Source organism: Nocardioides sp. CF8, assembly GCF_000389985.1.
GTDB classification, from domain to species: Bacteria; Actinomycetota; Actinomycetes; order Propionibacteriales; family Nocardioidaceae; genus Nocardioides; species Nocardioides allogilvus.
On sequence record NZ_CM001852.1, the window covers coordinates 3,047,603 to 3,064,114 of the forward strand.

The 16,512-nt window shown below is 71.2% G+C and carries 15 protein-coding genes; 6 read left to right on the forward strand and 9 right to left on the reverse strand.

The window, feature by feature from the left end; translation table 11 throughout:
- On the forward strand, positions 1-1,013 hold a 1,013-nt coding region (locus CF8_RS14900; RefSeq protein ID WP_036491146.1), incomplete at its 5' end, for a cryptochrome/photolyase family protein.
- Here CF8_RS14900 and CF8_RS14905 read toward each other — a convergent pair.
- Positions 992-1,270: a cobalamin-dependent protein gene (locus CF8_RS14905; protein WP_010833936.1), complete on the reverse strand. Its 279-nt coding sequence runs from the start codon at positions 1,268-1,270 to the stop codon at positions 992-994. The two genes, CF8_RS14900 and CF8_RS14905, sit on opposite strands and share 22 nt — an antisense overlap.
- Positions 1,271-1,461: 191 nt before the next feature.
- On the opposite strand from CF8_RS14905, the gene CF8_RS14910 reads away from it, so the two are divergent.
- Complete coding sequence (locus CF8_RS14910) at positions 1,462-2,295, forward strand: M23 family metallopeptidase (RefSeq protein ID WP_010833937.1); 834 nt, start codon at positions 1,462-1,464, stop codon at positions 2,293-2,295.
- A gap of 9 nt (positions 2,296-2,304) precedes the next feature.
- Here the strand turns inward: CF8_RS14910 and pcrA are convergent, their stop codons facing one another.
- The 6 genes from pcrA to CF8_RS14940 all read right to left on the reverse strand — a co-directional run bounded on the left by pcrA (position 2,305) and on the right by CF8_RS14940 (position 9,089).
- The gene (gene pcrA / locus CF8_RS14915) at positions 2,305-4,749 is read right to left on the reverse strand and encodes a DNA helicase PcrA (RefSeq protein ID WP_010833938.1); all 2,445 of its coding nucleotides are present in this window, start codon (positions 4,747-4,749) and stop codon (positions 2,305-2,307) included.
- 33 nt (positions 4,750-4,782) lie between these two features.
- Positions 4,783-5,142 carry a hypothetical protein gene (locus tag CF8_RS14920; RefSeq protein WP_010833939.1) on the reverse strand — a complete coding sequence of 120 codons (360 nt, stop codon included), beginning with the start codon at positions 5,140-5,142 and terminating at the stop codon, positions 4,783-4,785.
- 9 nt (positions 5,143-5,151) lie between these two features.
- Complete coding sequence (locus CF8_RS14925; RefSeq protein ID WP_010833940.1) at positions 5,152-5,610, reverse strand: universal stress protein; 459 nt, start codon at positions 5,608-5,610, stop codon at positions 5,152-5,154.
- Between the two features lies 1 nt (position 5,611).
- Entirely contained in the window at positions 5,612-7,057 is a 1,446-nt protein-coding gene (locus CF8_RS14930) for an APC family permease (protein WP_010833941.1), read from the reverse strand.
- Positions 7,058-7,131: 74 nt separating this feature from the next.
- On the reverse strand, positions 7,132-7,800 hold the full coding sequence (locus CF8_RS14935) for a LuxR C-terminal-related transcriptional regulator (RefSeq protein WP_010833942.1): 669 nt from the start codon (positions 7,798-7,800) through the stop codon (positions 7,132-7,134).
- Positions 7,797-9,089 carry a PspC domain-containing protein gene (locus CF8_RS14940; RefSeq protein ID WP_051204230.1) on the reverse strand — a complete coding sequence of 431 codons (1,293 nt, stop codon included), beginning with the start codon at positions 9,087-9,089 and terminating at the stop codon, positions 7,797-7,799. The genes CF8_RS14935 and CF8_RS14940 overlap by 4 nt, the downstream gene beginning before the upstream one ends.
- A gap of 144 nt (positions 9,090-9,233) precedes the next feature.
- Here CF8_RS14940 and CF8_RS14945 point away from each other — a divergent pair, with 144 nt between their 5' ends.
- Together CF8_RS14945 and CF8_RS14950 are read left to right on the forward strand one after the other, a co-directional pair.
- Entirely contained in the window at positions 9,234-10,409 is a 1,176-nt protein-coding gene (locus CF8_RS14945) for a PspC domain-containing protein (RefSeq protein WP_010833944.1), read from the forward strand.
- Between the two features lie 8 nt (positions 10,410-10,417).
- Positions 10,418-10,756: a hypothetical protein gene (locus tag CF8_RS14950; RefSeq protein WP_010833945.1), complete on the forward strand. Its 339-nt coding sequence runs from the start codon at positions 10,418-10,420 to the stop codon at positions 10,754-10,756.
- A gap of 3 nt (positions 10,757-10,759) precedes the next feature.
- Here CF8_RS14950 and CF8_RS14955 read toward each other — a convergent pair whose 3' ends face one another.
- Both CF8_RS14955 and CF8_RS14960 read right to left on the reverse strand, forming a co-directional pair.
- On the reverse strand, positions 10,760-11,848 hold the full coding sequence (locus tag CF8_RS14955; protein ID WP_010833946.1) for a glycerophosphodiester phosphodiesterase: 1,089 nt from the start codon (positions 11,846-11,848) through the stop codon (positions 10,760-10,762).
- 52 nt (positions 11,849-11,900) lie between these two features.
- Entirely contained in the window at positions 11,901-12,917 is a 1,017-nt protein-coding gene (locus tag CF8_RS14960; protein ID WP_010833947.1) for a glycerophosphodiester phosphodiesterase family protein, read from the reverse strand.
- Between the two features lie 117 nt (positions 12,918-13,034).
- On the opposite strand from CF8_RS14960, the gene CF8_RS14965 reads away from it, so the two are divergent.
- A complete protein-coding gene (locus CF8_RS14965) occupies positions 13,035-14,747 on the forward strand; it encodes an ABC transporter ATP-binding protein (RefSeq protein WP_010833948.1) in 1,713 nt (570 codons plus the stop codon).
- Positions 14,744-16,492, forward strand: a complete 1,749-nt coding sequence (locus CF8_RS14970) for an ABC transporter ATP-binding protein (RefSeq protein ID WP_010833949.1) — start codon at positions 14,744-14,746, stop codon at positions 16,490-16,492. Before CF8_RS14965 ends, CF8_RS14970 begins: the two co-directional genes overlap by 4 nt.
- The last annotated feature ends 20 nt before the right edge of the window (positions 16,493-16,512 follow it).

The window sequence follows — 16,512 nt, forward strand, 5'->3', positions numbered from 1 at the left end:
TCGGACAGCGCGTCGACCTCGTCGCCACCGGGTCGCCGTACGCCGTGGGGCCGGGGCTGGTCACGAACGGGACCGGCGATCCCTACCAGGTGTTCAGCGCCTTTGCCCGGGCCTGGCGCGAGCGGGGCTGGCCGGAGCCGGCCACGACACCGCGCTCCCCCGACCTCGCCCCCGCCGACTCGGACCCCGAGGCCGTCGCGCTGCTCGAGGAGGCGGTCGCCGAGGCTCCGTTCGACCTGCCGACCGCCGGCGAGGACGCGGCCCGCCGCCGCTGGCACGCCTTCCGCAGCGAGCACCTGGACGACTACCCCATCGAGCGGGACCGGCCCGACCACGACGGCACGTCCAGGCTCTCGCCGTACCTCCACCTCGGGGTGCTGCACCCGCGCTCGCTGCTCGCGGACCTCGATCCGGGCTCGACCTATGCGACCGAGCTGGCCTGGCGCGAGTTCTATGCCGACGTGCTGTGGCACCACCCGGCGTCGGCCTGGTCCGACCTCAAGCCGGCTCTGTCGGCGATGACCTACGACGAGCCCGAGGACGCCATCGACGCCTGGCGCACCGGCACGACCGGCTATCCGATCGTCGATGCCGGGATGCGGCAGCTGCTCGCGACCGGCTGGATGCACAACCGGGTCCGGATGATCACCGCGTCCTTCCTCACCAAGGACCTGCACGTGTGGTGGCCGATCGGCGCCCGGCACTTCCTGTCGTTGCTGATCGACGGGGACGTCGCCTCCAACAACCACGGCTGGCAGTGGGTGGCCGGGACGGGCACCGACGCGTCGCCGTACTTCCGCGTCTTCAACCCCGTGACACAGGGCAAGAAGTTCGACCCCGACGGCACCTATGTACGCCGCTGGGTGCCCGAGCTCGCCCACCTCGCCGGCGCCGTGGCGCACGAGCCGTGGAGGTCCGAGGCCGGCTACGAGGGCGGCTACCCGCTGCGGATCGTCGACCACGCCGACGAGCGGCGCGAAGCGCTCGAGCGCTACCGATCCGCCAGGGGCTGAGTCGGCCCCCACAGGCCCGCGGCGTCGGGCGTGAACACGGTGACCTCGATGTCGTCGGCCTCGCGCTCGGCGAGCAGGGCCGTCACGCGGTCGGCGTCGTCGGCTTCGGGTCCGGTGAGCGCGACCAGGTCGGCGTCCTCCTGGATGGCGGTCGCGACGAGCTGCTCCACCGTGTGCGCCCCGCCGGTGAAGATCACCTCGTGGCCGTGGTCGCGCAGCGCGCGGGCAAGCCCCGGTTCACCGGCGATGATCCTCATGGTGCCAGCCTAGCCAGCGACGTGACCCACCCCACAGGGTGACGACGATCCGGAAGCAAGTACGGTGAAGCGCTGCGAGCGCCCGGTGTCGTCATCCACAATCCTGTCACCACGGATTTCGGCGGTCGTGACCAATCCGTTACAGTCTGACGTCGCCTTCCGGCGAATCCCCCCGCACAAAGGAACTCTCTATGGGAAACCACCGAGCGCACCGCGGCCCCCGCCGCGACCTCTCGGCAGCACCCGTCGCGGGTCGACGCAAGGCGAGCAAGCCGCCTGCGCGCCACCCCTTCCTCAGTGCCCTGCCGTCCGCCCCGATCATCGTGGGTGTGGCGGCTCTCGCCGTCTCTGCCGGCGGTGCCGTCAGCGCCGCCGATGCCGACCTGGTCGGCCAGGTCACCTCGCAGACCGGCTCCATGGCCGCTGCGGGCAGCACCGGCCTCGCCAACGTCGCCCCGATCGCCCACCGCGACGCCATCGTGTCGCGTGACTCGCGCCGTGACGCCCTCGCCGACGCCGCCAACGAAGAGCTGGTCGCGCAGGCCGAGGCCCAGGCCGAGCAGCAGCACGCCGCGCTCAAGGAGATGGCCAGGGCCGCAGAGCAGCAGTCGGCCAAGATCAAGGAGAACCAGTGGGTCCTCCCGCTGGAGAACTACCGCATCTCCGCGACGTTCGGCGCCTCGAGCTACCTCTGGTCCAGCGTCCACACCGGCCTCGACATGTCGGCCTCCATCGGCTCCACGATCCGCTCCGTCGCCAACGGCGTCGTGACCGAGACCGGCTACGACGGGTCCTACGGCAACAAGACCGTCATCACCCTCGATGACGGCACGGAGATCTGGTACTGCCACCAGACCTCGTTCCTGGTCAGCGTCGGCGACACCGTCCGTGGCGGCGACGCCATCGGCACCGTCGGCTCCACCGGCAACAGCACCGGCCCGCACCTCCACATCGAGGTCCGTCCCGGCGGCGGCGACCCGGTCGACCCCTTCACCGCGCTCGTCGAGCACGGCATCGCGCCCTGACCTGAGGCGCTAGAGCTTCTCCACCGGCGCGTAGCGCAGCAGCAACCGCTTCACGCCCTGCGACCCGAAGTCGATCGACGCGACGGACTTGTCGCCCGACCCCTCGAGCGCGACGACCGTGCCCATCCCGAACGAGTCGTGCAGCACCCGGTCCCCGGGCTCGAGTGACGGGATCTCGCGTGCGGGCTTCGACTTGGCCGCGACGTCCGCGCGCGCAGCAGCCGCGGAGAAGTTGTGGCGCCCGGCCGCGGTCGGTGCACCGAGGCGCGCGGCCGAGTTGGCCGCCAGGTCGGGGCGGCCCCAGCGCGTCATCGCCTGGGCGGTGCGCCGCCAGTCGATGAGGTCGACGGGGAACTCGTCGATGAACCTCGACGCGGGGTTGTGCGAGGGCGCGCCCCAGGCAGAGCGCACCATCGCGCGCGAGACATAGAGCCGCTCGCGCGCACGGGTGACGCCGACGTAGGCGAGCCGGCGCTCCTCCTCGAGCTCCGGCTGGTCGCCCAGCGAGCGCTGGTGGGGAAAGACGCCGTCCTCGAGGCCGGTCAGGAAGACGACCGGGAACTCCAGGCCCTTGGCGGTGTGCAGCGTCATCAGCGTGACGACACCACCGTCGTCGCCACCCTCCTCGCCGTCGGGGGCGTCGGGGATCTGGTCGGAGTCGGCGACCAGCGCGACGCGTTCGAGGAAGTCGCCGAGCGTGACGGCGACCGTGCCCGCCTCGACCTCGGTCGGGTCGGCCGACGGGCCGGGCTGCGGGTCGTCGGAGAACTCACGGGCGACGGCCACGAGCTCGGCGAGGTTCTCCACGCGCGTCGCGTCCTGCGGGTCGTCGCTCTCCTCGAGCTCGGTGAGGTAGCCGGAGCGCTCGAGCACCGACTCCAGGATCACGTCGGCCCGCTCGTCGGCGGCGACCATCGACTGCAGCTCCTGGATCATCGCCACGAAGCGCTGGATGTTCTTCAGCGACCGGGTCGCCAGGCCCGGCGCCTGGTCGGCGAGGACCAGCGCCTCCCAGAAGGAGATGCGCTCGCGCTGGGCCAGCGCGTTGACGCACGCCTCGGCCCGCTCGCCGATGCCGCGCTTCGGGGTGTTGAGCACCCGCCGCAGCGAGATCTCGTCGGCAGTGTTGACCAGCAGCCGGAGGTAGGCCAGCGCGTCGCGGACCTCCTTGCGCTCGTAGAACCGCACCCCGCCGACGACCTTGTAGGGCTGGCCGGTGCGGATGAAGATCTCCTCGAACACCCGCGACTGGGCGTTGGTGCGGTAGAACACCGCCACGTCGGCGGCTCGCACCGTGCCGGTGTCGACGAGCTTGTCGATCTCCTCGGAGACGAACCGCGCCTCGTCGTGCTCGTCGTCGGCGACATAGCCCACGATCCGCTCGCCGTCGCCGGCCTCGGACCACAGGCGCTTGTCCTTGCGGCTCGAGTTGTTCTTGATCACCGAGTTAGCTGTGGTGAGGATCGTCTGCGTGGAGCGGTAGTTCTGCTCCAGCAGGATCGAGGTCGCGTCGGGGAAGTCCTGCTCGAAGTCGAGGATGTTGCGGATGTTAGCGCCCCGGAACGCATAGATCGACTGGTCGGCGTCACCGACGACCATCAGCTCGCTGGGGGCGTCGTCGGCCGGTCGACCCGATTCGAGGTCCTGCCCGCAGAGCTGGTGGATCAGGGCGTACTGCGCGTGGTTGGTGTCCTGGTACTCGTCGACGAGCACGTGCCGGAAGCGGCGGCGGTAGTTCTCCCGCACGTCGGGCAGCGTCTGGAAGAGGTGCACCGTGGTCATGATGAGGTCGTCGAAGTCGAGCGCGTTGGCCTCGCGCAGCCGTCGCTGGTAGTTCGTGTACGCCGCTGCGTAGGCCTCCTCGAAGGAGTTGCGCGTGTCCTGGGCGGCCTCCTCGGGGTCGCGCAGCTCGTTCTTCTGGTTGCTCACCCAGTGCAGCACGGCGCCGGGCTGGTACTTCTTCGGATCGAGGTCGAGCCCCTTGAGCACCAGCGTCATCAGCCGCTTGGAGTCGGCCGCGTCGTAGATCGAGAAGTTGGACTTGTAGCTGACGCCGCCGAAGTCGAGCGCGGCGATCTCCTTGCGCAGGATCCGCACGCACGCGGAGTGGAACGTCGAGACCCACATGATCCGGGCGCGCTTGCCGACGAGCTCCTCGACCCGCTCCTTCATCTCGGCGGCGGCCTTGTTGGTGAAGGTGATGGCCAGGATCGAGCCGGGGTGGGCCTTGCGCTCGGTGATCAGCCAGGCGATGCGCCGGGTCAGGACCCGGGTCTTGCCCGAGCCGGCGCCGGCGACGACGAGCAGGGGCGCGCCGGCGTGCACGACGGCGGCGCGTTGGGGCTCGTTGAGGCCCTCGAGCAGCTCGTCGGGGCTCGGCCCGCGGCGGGTGGTGCGGGGCTCCTCGACGGGGGCGATGTGCTCGAGGCCGGGGATCAGGTGGGGGCTACTCATCTCCCGGCCAGCCTACGGCCAGGGACCGACAGCTCAGGCAGCGTGGGCAGGTGACCAGAAGATGGCCACCGCGACGTTCGCGACGCTCAGGAGCAGCAACCCGGCCCACAGGCCCTGCGGGATGCTCGGCTTGCGGACGTTGGCCATGACCAGCACCAGCAGCACGAGGCCGATGACGAACTTCACGGCGATCTTCGCGTGGTTGACCGGGTCCTCGCCAGCCTCGAGGACGCCGACCAGCAGCAGCCCGGCCAGGAAGGCGGTGCCGACTCCGTCTCGCATGGCGGCGTTGACCGACTTCTCGGCGCTCTTGGCCTGGACCACGAGGCCACCGAAGAGCGCGGCGAAGCCGAGCACGTGCACGAACAACAGGACGAGGCGCAGGATCTCCATGGCCGCAGACTAGCGGCGCTGCCGCGGCTTGGGTCGCACCACCAGCACCGGACAGGGTGCGTAGTGCTGGACCCGCTGCGCGGTGCTGCCGACGAGGACGGCGTCGCTCAGGCCACGGCCGCCGCTGGCGACCACCACCAGCCCGGCGTCCAGCTGCTTGGCGGCCTTGATCAGCTCGTTGGCCGGGGAGCCGGAGCGGATCCGCTTGTGCACGGTCGGGCCCCAGCCGTCGAAGACCGCGGCGACGACCTCGCTGGCCGCCTCGGCGGCCCTGCGGAACGAGGTCTCCGGCCCCGCGGCGTACGTCGATCCGCCGGACAGCTCGTCGGCGAACGCGACCGACGCGAGCGGACGGATGACCGCGATCACCGAGATGTCGGTGATCTTGGTCGGGTCGGCGAAGGACTTGAGCTTCTTGGCGGCGGCGAGCGACTGCTTCGACCCGTCGGTGGCGACGATGACGTGCATGTCAGGCTCCCTTCTCGTCGACGACCTCGGGATCGCCTCGCTCGGCACCCGATGGCCGGGTCTGGTTGCCGAAGAAGTACTCCAGCAGGAAGAGCACCACGCCGACGGCCACCAGCCCGGCGCACCAGATCAGCGACGTGGGGTCGTCGTAGATCGAGAACCCGAGAATGGCCAGGTTGCCGACCAGCCCGACGAACAGCAGGGGCGTGTTGGCGCGGAAGGTCTTCTCGGTCTCGTCCCGGCCGCGCAGCTTGAGGCACGAGACGATGACCAGGGCATAGATCGCGAGCAGGAACACCACGGTGACCAGGGCGAGCCGGTTGACCAGGTCGAGACCGGCGCCGGCCTCGGTCAGGAGCGTCCCGATCACCAGCAGCCCCGCCACCACCGCTCCGCAGAAGACGAGTCCGACCCAGGGGCTGCGCCGGGTGGAGTGGACCTTGGCGAAGACCCCGGGGACGACGTCCTCGCGGGCCATGCCGTAGAGGATGCGCGGCTGGGTCACCACGGTCACGAGCGTGGTGTTGGTGATCGCGATCAGCGCGATCACGGAGAAGAGCGTCGTCATGAAGCCGGTCGACACGGGCAGGATCCCCTGCTTGACCACCTCGAGCAGTGCCGCGTCGGACCCGGCGAGCGTGTCGACCGGCACCGTCAGGGCGGCGGCCATGGAGACCAGGACGTAGACGAGGCCGGCGACGAGCATGCCGCCGACCAGCGAGCGCGGGAACGCCTTGTGCGGGTCGATCGTCTCCTCGGCGACGTTGGCGGTGTTCTCGAACCCGGTCATCGCGAAGAAGGAGAAGGCGATGCCGGCGAGCACGGCGAGCGCGGGACTGCCGAAGTCGCCGGAGACGTCGACCTCGACGAGCGTGCCGAAGTCGGCCTTGCCCTGGGCGACGAACCAGACGCCGATGACGAGGACGATGAGCAGCCCCGCGACCTCGACGAAGGTCATCACCATGTTGATCACCACGGACTCGGTGATGCCGATGAAGTTCACGATCGCCAGCAGGGCCAGGAAGACCAGCGAGACCAGCAACGCCGGCGGCCCGCCGTCGTCGAACAACGTGGCGAAGTAGGACGAGAACCCGGTCGCCAGCGAGCCGGTGGCGGCCATGCTCGCCGAGAGGAACGACACGGTGATCAAGAACGTCAGCGCCTTGTTGCCGAACGCCTTGTTGACGTAGAGCGAGGCGCCGGCCGCCTGCGGATACTTCGTCACCAGCTCGGCGTAGGCCGATCCCGTGATCGCGGCGACCGTCACACCGAGGGCGAAGGCGATCCAGAACGCCCCGCCGACCGCGGCGGCGACGAGTCCGATGAGGACGTAGATCCCGGACCCGAGGACGTCACCGAGGGTGTAGAAGAACAGCTGTTTCCCGGTGATCGAGCGGCGTAGCCCGTTGTCCTCGTCGTCGGCGGTCACAACATCGGCCTGGGTCATGTGGGCTCTCTTCCGAGTCAGAGATGGGCTTAGACCTCACCTCGAACTCGGCCGGATGTCAACGCGGTTCCCCCCTAAAGGAGGCGTCGGTCCGTGGCCCAGCGGGTGAGCTCGTGGCGGCTCGAGAGCTGCAGCTTGCGCAGGGTGGAGGACATGTGGGTCTCGACGGTCTTCACGGAGATGAAGAGCTCCTTGGCGACCTCCTTGTAGGCGTAGCCGCGGGCGATCAGGCGCATCACCTCGCGCTCGCGCTCGGTCAGCCGGTCGAGGTCCTCGTCGACCGCGGCGACGTCGATCGAGCCGGCGAAGGCGTCGAGCACGAAGCCGGCGAGCCGCGGCGAGAACACCGCGTCGCCGTCGGCGACCCGGCCGATGGCGTCGACCAGCTCGGGCCCGGTGATGGTCTTGGTGACATAGCCCCGCGCTCCCCCGCGGATCGTGCCGATGACGTCCTCGGCCGCGTCGCTGACCGACAGCGCGAGGTAGCGCGCGTCGGCGTGCGGGACGCGGCGCATGACCTCGGCACCACCCCCGCCGGGAAGGTGCACGTCGAGGAGCACGACGTGGGGCTGGTGCTCGCGGATCAGGGCGACCGCCGAGTCGACGTCGGCCGCCTCGGCGACGATGTCGACCACGCCGGCCCCGGCGCTGGTGAGCTCGGCGCGGACGCCCGCCCGGAACATCGCGTGGTCGTCGACGATGACGACCCGGACGGGGCGGCTCGCGGGGGCAGCCTGGTTCATGACTTCTCCTCGTTCTTCAGCGGCAGGTGGAGCCGCACTTCGGTGCCCTCGCCCGGGGCCGAGCGGACCTCGCCCTGCCCGCCGTGACGGGCCATCCTGTCGATGATGCTGCCACGGACGCCCTGCCGGTCCTCGGCCACGCCGCTCAGGTCGAAGCCGGTCCCGCGATCGCGGACGAAGACGTCCACGGCGTCGGCCGACACCTCGGCGTACACATCGACGCGCGGTACGCCGGCGTGCTTGGCGGCGTTGGTGAGCGCCTCGCGGGTCGCGTCGGTGATCGGCTTGAGGGCCTCGGTCATGTCGAGGTCGCCGACCGCGACGACGTCGACGACGACGCCGTAGGTGTCCTCGACGATGGCGGCGTGGGCCCGGAGCTCGCCGGCGAGGGTGACGTCGGTGCCGACGGACTCGAAGAGCCACGCCCGCAGGTCGCGCTCCTGGGAGCGGGCCAGCCGGGCCACCATGGGCGCGTCGGTGGAGTTCTTCTGGATGAGGGCGAGCGTCTGCAGCACCGAGTCGTGCAGGTGAGCAGCCATGTCGGCGCGCTCCTGGGTGCGCACCCGCTCCGCGCGCTCGGCGCCGAGGTCGTGCACCAGCCGCAGCGCCCACGGACCGACCACGATGGCCAGCCCGAGCACGCCCAGCAGGCCGGCGATGATCACCGGCCCGGCGAACTCGAAGGAGCCGGACCACACGGCGAAGAGGATCAGCGCGGTGACGACGAGCGAGAGGCCGGCGAAGACCCGGAAGTAGGCCGCCCACCCGCCGCCGCCGAAGATCGCGCGGAAGGGGTCGATGCGCCCGGTCGAGTCGAGCCAGCGCTCACGCTGGGCCTCGTCGGCCTGCCGCCACAGCAGGGCGACACCGGCCAGGGCGATCACGACCGGCCAGAACAGCGCCCCCTGGCCGAACACCGCCTCGAAGCCCAGCACGGAACCGAACAGGAGCGCCCCGATCGCGATCCCCGGGCCGGCGTCGCGCAGCCGTGAGCCGCGGCGCGGTCGCTTGCCCGTACGGCGGGCACTCTCCAGTCCCGGCGCGGACTGCTCGAAGTGCGAGTCGCTCGGCAGGAACATCCACAGCCCGGCGTACAGCATCAGGCCGATGCCGTCGAGGACCGCGAGCAGCACGAAGGCCACCCGCACCCACAGCACGGGCACGCCGAAGTGCCGGGCCAGCCCGCCGGACACACCGCCGGCGATGGGTGACTCGGTGTCGCGGGCTGCCCGGCGATAGGGGCGCGGGCCGGTGCCGGTCGGGTGGGAGTGGGTCGTCGTGCTGCTCATCGTGCGTCCATCGTCGCAGGCTGGCGCGCCGGTCACCATGAGGAGCAACCCCGAGCAGACCCTGAGGCCCACGGGCGGACCCGGCGCCACAATCAGGGTCGTCCCCGATGGTGCGCAGCGCGCTGGTGGCGTTGAGTTGGGGCCATGACGAACACACCTCCCCCACCGCCGGCGGTCGAGCCCGAGGAGCACCAGGGCCCGCGCACCTCCCGCAACGAGGTCCTCGAGCTGGGCCGGCTGCGCCGTACCAGCGACGACCGCCACATCGCGGGCGTCGCCGGCGGCCTGGCCCGCCACCTCGACATCGACCCGATCATCGTCCGCGTGGCGCTCGTGGTGCTGGTGTTCTTCGGCGGCTCCGGTCTCCTGCTGTACGGCGCCATGTGGCTGCTCGTGCCCGAGGAGGGCACGCCCGCCCAGCCGCTCGGCCTCGACGACCGCAACCGCAACATCGCCCTGGTCGGCACCGTCGTGCTGGCGACGATCGCCGCCGTCGGCGACTTCGCCGGCGCGTTCTGGTTCCCGTGGCCGGTGGTGATCATCGGGCTGCTCGTCGTCTGGTTCCTCAACCGCAAGGAGCACAGCGACCGGCAGCCGGCGAGCTATTCGACGACGATGCACGGCTGGGGTCCGCCCGCGGACCAGGCCGGCGAGGTCTCGGCGGCCCAGCAGGCGCCGTACCACCCCTATGCCGCCACGGCCTACATCCGGCCCCGCAACCCGCGCAAGAAGGGCCCGATCCTGTTCTGGTTCACCCTCGCGCTGATCGCGACCGGCATCGGCACGCTCGGGCTCATCGACGTCTCCGGCACCGCGGTGCCCGACCCGGCCTATCCCGCCCTGGCGATGACGCTCACCGGCGCGATGCTGCTGCTCGGTGCCTTCTGGGGCCGGGCCGGCGGGCTCATCTTCATCGGCCTGGTCGCGGCCGCCGCCACCCTCGGCGCCACGGCGAGCAACAACTACGACAACGACCGCCTCGCCTACACCCCGACCTCCTCGGCCGAGGTCCGCGACTCCTACGACATGGGAGCCGGCGAGCTCACCGTCGACCTCTCCCAGGTGCGTGACATCGAGGGCCTCGACGGTCGCGAGCTGGAGATCGACGGCGGCATCGGCGACCTCGAGATCGTCATCCCCGACGGCATGGACGTCTCGGTCGACGCGTCGGCCGGGGTCGGCGAGCTGAACATCTTCGGGGAGCGGTCCGACGGGATCGACACCACGCAGCAGGGATTCGTCAACGGCGGCAACGACGTGCCCGACATGCGCATCACCATCGACCTCGGCGTCGGCCAGGTCACCGTCCGCGAGCAGTGAGGTCAGCCATGAGCAACTACCCCTACCCCCAGTCCTCCCACGAGGCAGACACCTCCGGACGCCACCCGGTCAGCGTCGGCCACCTCGTGATGGGCGTCGCCTTCCTCGGGCTGGCCACCATCTGGCTGCTGTTCCAGTCGGACACGATCGGCAACGACGACCTGCGCTGGTTCCTGCCGCTCCCCTGGCTCGCAGCCGGCCTGGCCGGGCTGCTGGCGGTGGCGCTCACCGGGCGTCGTGCGAAGCCAGATGTCGACGGCGGGTACGCCGAAGCGCCGGTCTACGCCGAGCCCGAGCCGATGTGGTCCGAGCCCGACGCGACCGGCGCCGGGGACGAGCAGGTCTAGCCCTCAGCCGAGCCAGTCGGCCAACGCGGCGGAGGCGATGTCGGGGTTGTCGGAGAACACTCCGTCGACCCCGGCATCGAGGAACGCCTGCGTCTCGGCGTACATGTCGCCGGGCGCGTTGCGGTCGGCGCCGACGCGGAAGTTGGTCGCCATGAACTGGTTCTCGCGACGCAGCGTCCACACGTGCACGACCAGGCCGGCCGCGTGGGCGTCGTCGACGAGGGCGGAGGGCGTCGTGGTGGCGCCACCGGTGCGCGGCAGCACGAGGTCCTTGTTGGCGCCGATGCCGTCGGCATAGGCGGCGATCGCCTCGATGCCGGCGGGGGTCAGCATCGAGGCATACGTGACGCCGGTGCCCGCTGCGACCTGGTCGTACGGCGCCCCGCTGGAGCTCACCAGCTGCGCGATGTCGACGTCGACGACCTGGTCGAGCTCGACCAGGTTGGCCACCTCGAAGGACTGGATGATCACCTCGTCCTCGGCGTCGTCGAGGTCGTGCGCCTGCAGGGCCGCGACCAGCGGCTCCTCGAGGGACAGCCCGATCGAGTCGAAGTAGGTCGGGTGCTTCGTCTCGGGGTAGACGCCCACGCCACGCTTGCGCGCCAGCTCGAGGACCTGGTCGAAGGTGGGGACCTTGAGCTCGCCGTCGAAGGCGGTGTTGTCGGGACGCACCTGCGGCAGGCGCTCCTTGGCGTTGAGCGTCTTGAGCTCGGCGTAGGTGAAGTCCTCGGTGAACCAGCCCGTGACCGGGTCGCCGTCGATCACCTTCGTGGCCCGCCGGTCGGCGAACTCCGGGCGGTCGGCGACGTCGGTGGTGCCGGAGATCTCGTTCTCGTGGCGGGCCACCAGCACGCCGTCCCTGGTCGAGACCAGGTCGGGCTCGATGTAGGCGGCGCCCTGCTTGATGGCGAGCTTGTAGGCCGCCAGCGTGTGCTCGGGCCGGTAGCCCGAGGCACCGCGGTGACCGATCACGATCGGGGTGGCCTGCTCGCCGTCCGCGACCGCGGGTGCGGCTGCCTGGGCGGGCAGGCAGGTCAGGGTGGACAGGGTGAGTGCGGCCGCGACGGCGGCGACGGTCTTCCGGGTTGTCATGGCCCCGACCCAACCGGGCGCAAGCAGCCGCCCTGCGAGGTCGGGATGAACGTCAGGTGTCGAGCTCGCGGGCAGCCGCGACGGCCAGCTCGGGGTGGTCGGTGATCACACCGTCGGCCCCCGCGTCGAGCAGCGCGCGGACCTCGCCGGCCATGTCGCCGTGCGCGTCGGGAGACTCACCGTGGCGCAGGTTGGTCGGCAGGAAGCGGTTCTCGGCGCGCACTGTCCAGACGTGGACCGTCAGCCACAGCCGGTGGGCGTCGCGCACCAGGCTCGACGGCTCGCCGATCGCGCCCCGCTCGTCCCGAGGCAGCACCAGGCCCTTGTGCGGGCCGATGCCGTCGGCGTACTCATCGATGCGGGCGAGACCCTCGGGCGTGCACAGCGCGGCGTGCGACTCCCCCACGTCGAGCAGCTGGATGATCGGCAGCTTCGTGCGCAGCGCCAAGCGGCGCAGGATGTCGGTCTCGAAGGACATCAGGCTGATCCGAGCCCACGGCCGGTCGAGGTCGTGGCGGTGCAGCGCGGCCAGCAGCGGGTCGTCGAGCGGCAGCCCGATCGAGTCGAAGTAGGCGGCGTGCTTGAGCTCGATCATCACCCCGACGCTGCGCCCTCGACGCATCGACTCGGCGTGCACCATGGCCAGGACCTCGGTGAGTGTGGCGATGCCCTCGGTGCCGTTGTGGGTCGCGTTGCCGGGCCGGGTCGCGGGCATGCGCTCGCGGGCGGTGAGGGCCTTGAGCTCGGCGAGCGTGAAGTCCTCGGTGAACCAGCCGGTGACCTTGTGCCCGTCGATGCAGCGTGTGTCGCGGCGGCTCGCGAACTCGAGGTGGTCGGTGACGTCGGTGGTGCCGCTCAGCTCCGACTCGTGCCGGGCGACCAGCACGCCGTCGCGGGTGCTGACGAGGTCGATCTCGATGTCGTCGACGCCCATCCGGATGGCGGTGCGGTAGGCCTCGAGCGTGTGCTCGGGCCGGTGCCCGCTGGCCCCGCGGTGACCCACGATCGCGGGCGTGACGACCAGGCTCGGGATGCGATCCCGAACTGGCACCTGCCAGGTCACGGTCATGGGGCCACGCTCGCCGCGAGGAGCGTCGTCACGACGACCGTGGAGTGAACGCGACATGAGGAGATCAGGGCGAAAAGCATTCGCCGCGACGGCCCCGCGCTCCGTACTCTCGGACGAGTGCGTCAGCTCCCCGTCCCCGACCCCGGCATCGCCGATCACCGCGGGCCCGGGAAGTTCCTGTGGTGGCTCGCCCGGCAGCAGCGGCGCACCCTCGCCGGCGGCATGACGTTCGGCATCATCTGGATGTCGTGCCAGGCCGTGATGCCCGCCGTGCTCGGCCGCGCGATCGACCGCGGCGTCGCCGACAAGGACCAGCGACAGCTCGTGCTCTGGGCCTGCGTGATGCTCGCGATCGGCCTCCTGCAGGCCGTCACCGGCATCATGCGGCACCGGTTCGCGGTGACCAACTGGCTGACCGCGTCCTACCGGATCGTGCAGCTCACGACCCGTCAGTCGGTGCGCCTCGGCGGCTCGCTGCCCCGCAAGGTCAGCACCGGTGAGGTGATCGCGATCGGCACCACCGACCTCGACCACATCGGCAACGTGATGGACGTGACCGCGCGCTTCGCCGGCGCCATCGTGTCCTTCCTCCTCGTCTCCGCGATCCTGCTGTCCACCTCGGTCCAGCTCGGCCTGGTCGTGCTGATCGGGGTGCCGCTGCTGATGCTGGTGATGGGCCCGATCCTCAAGCCGCTGCAGGCCCGCAGCGCCACCGAGCGGCAGATGCGCTCCGACCTGTCCAACACCGGCACCGACATCGTCGGCGGCCTGCGGGTGCTGCGCGGCATCGGCGGCGAGGGCGTGTTCCTCGCCCGCTACCGCCGCGAGTCGCAGGCCACCCGCACCGCCGCGGTCAACGTCGCCAAGCTGCAGTCGGTGCTCGACGCGCTCCAGGTCTTCCTGCCCGGCACCTTCGTGGTGCTCGTGGTCTGGCTCGGCGCCCGCTCGGCCGTCACCGGCGCGATCACCGCCGGCGAGCTGGTCGCGTTCTACGGCTACTCCGCGTTCCTGATGCTGCCGCTGCGTACGGCGACGGAGTTCGCCAACAAGCTGATCCGCGGCCGGGTCGCGGCGTCGCGCGTGTGCCGGGTGCTGGCACTGGAGCCGGACGTGGTCGAGCCGTCGTCGCCCGTCGCTCCCCCGCCTCCGGGCTCGGAGCTGGTCGACCTTCGCTCCGGCCTGCACGTCCGGGCCGGCATCATCACCGCGATCGTCAGCGACCAGCCCGACGACTCGGCGCTGCTCGCCGACCGGCTGGGGCTGTGCGCGGCCGAGCAGGACGACGACGTGTCGCTCGGTGGCATCGCGCTGACGTCGCTGCGCCACGCGGACGTCCGCGAGCGGGTCATGGTCTCCGACACCGGTGCCGCCCTCTTTGCGGGGCGCCTCGCCGACCGCATCGACGAGCGCGGCAGCGGCGACGTCGAGAAGGCCCTGTTCACCGCCTCCGCCGAGGACATCCTCGAGGCGCTCCCCGACGGGCTCGAGTCCGTCGTCACCGAGAAGGGGCGCTCCTTCTCCGGCGGCCAGCGCCAGCGCCTGGTGCTGGCCCGCGCGCTCGCGGCCGACCCCGAGATCCTGGTGCTGGTCGAGCCGACCAGCGCCGTCGACGCCCACACAGAGGCGCGGATCGCGGCCCGGCTGCGGGCACACCGAGCGGGTCGCACCACGGTCGTCACGACGGTGAGCCCGCTCCTGCTGGACGCCGTCGACGAGGTGGCGTTCCTGGTCGACGGGCGGGTCGCCGCGGTCGGCACCCACGCGTCGTTGCTGGCCGACGTGGCGGCGTACCGCACCGTCGTCGTGCGGGACGTGGAGGCAGCGGTATGAGTGTCACGACCCGACTTCCGATCGCCGACGGTCGCGCCGTACGCCGCTATGTCGGCCAGGTCGCGCACCGGCACCCCCGCCTCCTGTGGACCGCTCTCGGGCTGCACGTGCTCGCCGCGCTGACCGCGCTGGCCGCCCCCCGCCTGCTCGGCGAGCTCGTCGAGTCGGTGGAGGAGGGCACGACCCGGTCGCACGTCGACGAGATCGTCATCTGGCTGGCGATCTTCCTGGTGCTGCAGTCGGTGCTCACCCGGTTCGCGCGCTACCGCTCGCAGGTGATGGGCGAGCTGGTGCTCGCCGAGCTCCGCGAGGACTTCGTCGCCAACACCCTCGCGCTGCCCGTCGGCACCGTCGAGGCCGCCGGCTCCGGCGACCTGCTGACCCGCACCGGCTCCGACATCGACCGGCTGGGCTGGTCGGTGCGCTGGGCCCTGCCCGAGTGGACGATCGCGGTCGTCTCGGCGGTGCTGACCTTCGCCGCCGCGCTCAGCGTCGGCTGGTGGGTGGCCCTGCCGTGCCTGCTCGCGCTGCCGCCGCTGGTGATCGGCCTGCGGTGGTACCTCGCCCGCGCGAAGGACGGCTACCTCGCCGAGACCGCGTCCTACTCGCAGATCACCACGACGCTCTCCGAGACCGTCGAGGGCTCGCGCACGGTGGAGGCCCTCGGACTGGGCGCCAAGCGCGTCGACATGTGCGACCGGGACTGTGCCGACTCGTTCACGGCCGAGAAGTACACCCTGCACCTGCGGACCGTGTTCTTCCCGAGCATGGAGCTCAGCTATCTCCTGCCCGTGGTCGGCACGCTGCTCTTCGGCGGCTACCTCTACACCCAGGGCTCGGTGTCGCTGGCCGAGGTCACGACGGCGACGCTCTACGTGCAGATGCTCATCGATCCGGTCGACCGGATCGTGTCCATCCTCGACGAGCTCCAGCTCGGTGCCGCCGCGCTCGCGCGGCTGCTCGGCGTGGCCCAGGTGCCCGACGACCGCTCGGTCTCCGGGCGCGTCCCGTCGTCCGAGAAGCTCGACGCCCAGAACGTCCGGTTCGCGTACGTCGAGGGGCGCGACGTGCTCCACGGCGTCGACCTCGACGTCGGGATCGGCGAGCGGATCGCCATGGTCGGTCCGTCAGGTGCGGGCAAGTCGACCCTCGGGCGGCTGCTGGCGGGGATCCACCCGCCGCGGTCCGGCTCGGTCACCGTCGGTGACGTGGGGCTCGTCGAGCTGCCGCTCGGCGAGCTGCGCGGTCACGTCGCGCTCGTCACCCAGGAGCACCACGTCTTCGTCGGCACACTCCGCGAGAACCTCGTCCTCGCCCGGCCCGGCGCCTCCGACGAGGAGGTGCACGCCGCCCTCTCGGCGGTCGACGCAGCGGAGTGGGTGGCTGCCCTACCGGCCGGTCTGGACACCGTCATCGGCTCCGGCGGGCGGGCCGTCACCGCCGCGCACGCCCAACAGATCGCGCTGGCGCGGCTCGTGCTCGCCGACCCCCACACGCTGGTCCTCGACGAGGCGACCTCGCTCATCGACCCTCGAGCAGCCCGGCACCTCGAGCGCTCGCTCGCCGCCGTACTCGAAGGACGGACCGTGATCGCGATCGCGCACCGGCTCTTCTCCGCGCACGACGCCGACCGCGTCGCGGTGTGCGAGGACGGGCGGATCAGCGAGTTCGGGTCGCACGACGAGCTGGTAGCCGCGGGTGGTTCGTACGCCGCGCTGTGGGACTCCTGGCACGGGAAGTCGTGACCCTGTTGCGATTGTGACAG

Bases quoted from the DNA above. Each gene is read 5' to 3' on its own strand.
- pcrA (WP_010833938.1), bottom strand. From the start codon at position 4,749: ATGAGTAGCCCCCACCTGATCCCCGGCCTCGAGCACATCGCCCCCGTC.
- CF8_RS14910 (WP_010833937.1), top strand. From the start codon at position 1,462: ATGGGAAACCACCGAGCGCACCGCGGCCCCCGCCGCGACCTCTCGGCA.
- CF8_RS14945 (WP_010833944.1), top strand. From the start codon at position 9,234: ATGACGAACACACCTCCCCCACCGCCGGCGGTCGAGCCCGAGGAGCAC.
- CF8_RS14955 (WP_010833946.1), bottom strand. From the start codon at position 11,848: ATGACAACCCGGAAGACCGTCGCCGCCGTCGCGGCCGCACTCACCCTG.
- CF8_RS14920 (WP_010833939.1), bottom strand. From the start codon at position 5,142: ATGGAGATCCTGCGCCTCGTCCTGTTGTTCGTGCACGTGCTCGGCTTC.
- CF8_RS14960 (WP_010833947.1), bottom strand. From the start codon at position 12,917: ATGACCGTGACCTGGCAGGTGCCAGTTCGGGATCGCATCCCGAGCCTG.
- CF8_RS14940 (WP_051204230.1), bottom strand. From the start codon at position 9,089: ATGAGCAGCACGACGACCCACTCCCACCCGACCGGCACCGGCCCGCGC.
- CF8_RS14925 (WP_010833940.1), bottom strand. From the start codon at position 5,610: ATGCACGTCATCGTCGCCACCGACGGGTCGAAGCAGTCGCTCGCCGCC.
- CF8_RS14950 (WP_010833945.1), top strand. From the start codon at position 10,418: ATGAGCAACTACCCCTACCCCCAGTCCTCCCACGAGGCAGACACCTCC.
- CF8_RS14930 (WP_010833941.1), bottom strand. From the start codon at position 7,057: ATGACCCAGGCCGATGTTGTGACCGCCGACGACGAGGACAACGGGCTA.
- CF8_RS14935 (WP_010833942.1), bottom strand. From the start codon at position 7,800: ATGAACCAGGCTGCCCCCGCGAGCCGCCCCGTCCGGGTCGTCATCGTC.
- CF8_RS14905 (WP_010833936.1), bottom strand. From the start codon at position 1,270: ATGAGGATCATCGCCGGTGAACCGGGGCTTGCCCGCGCGCTGCGCGAC.
- CF8_RS14970 (WP_010833949.1), top strand. From the start codon at position 14,744: ATGAGTGTCACGACCCGACTTCCGATCGCCGACGGTCGCGCCGTACGC.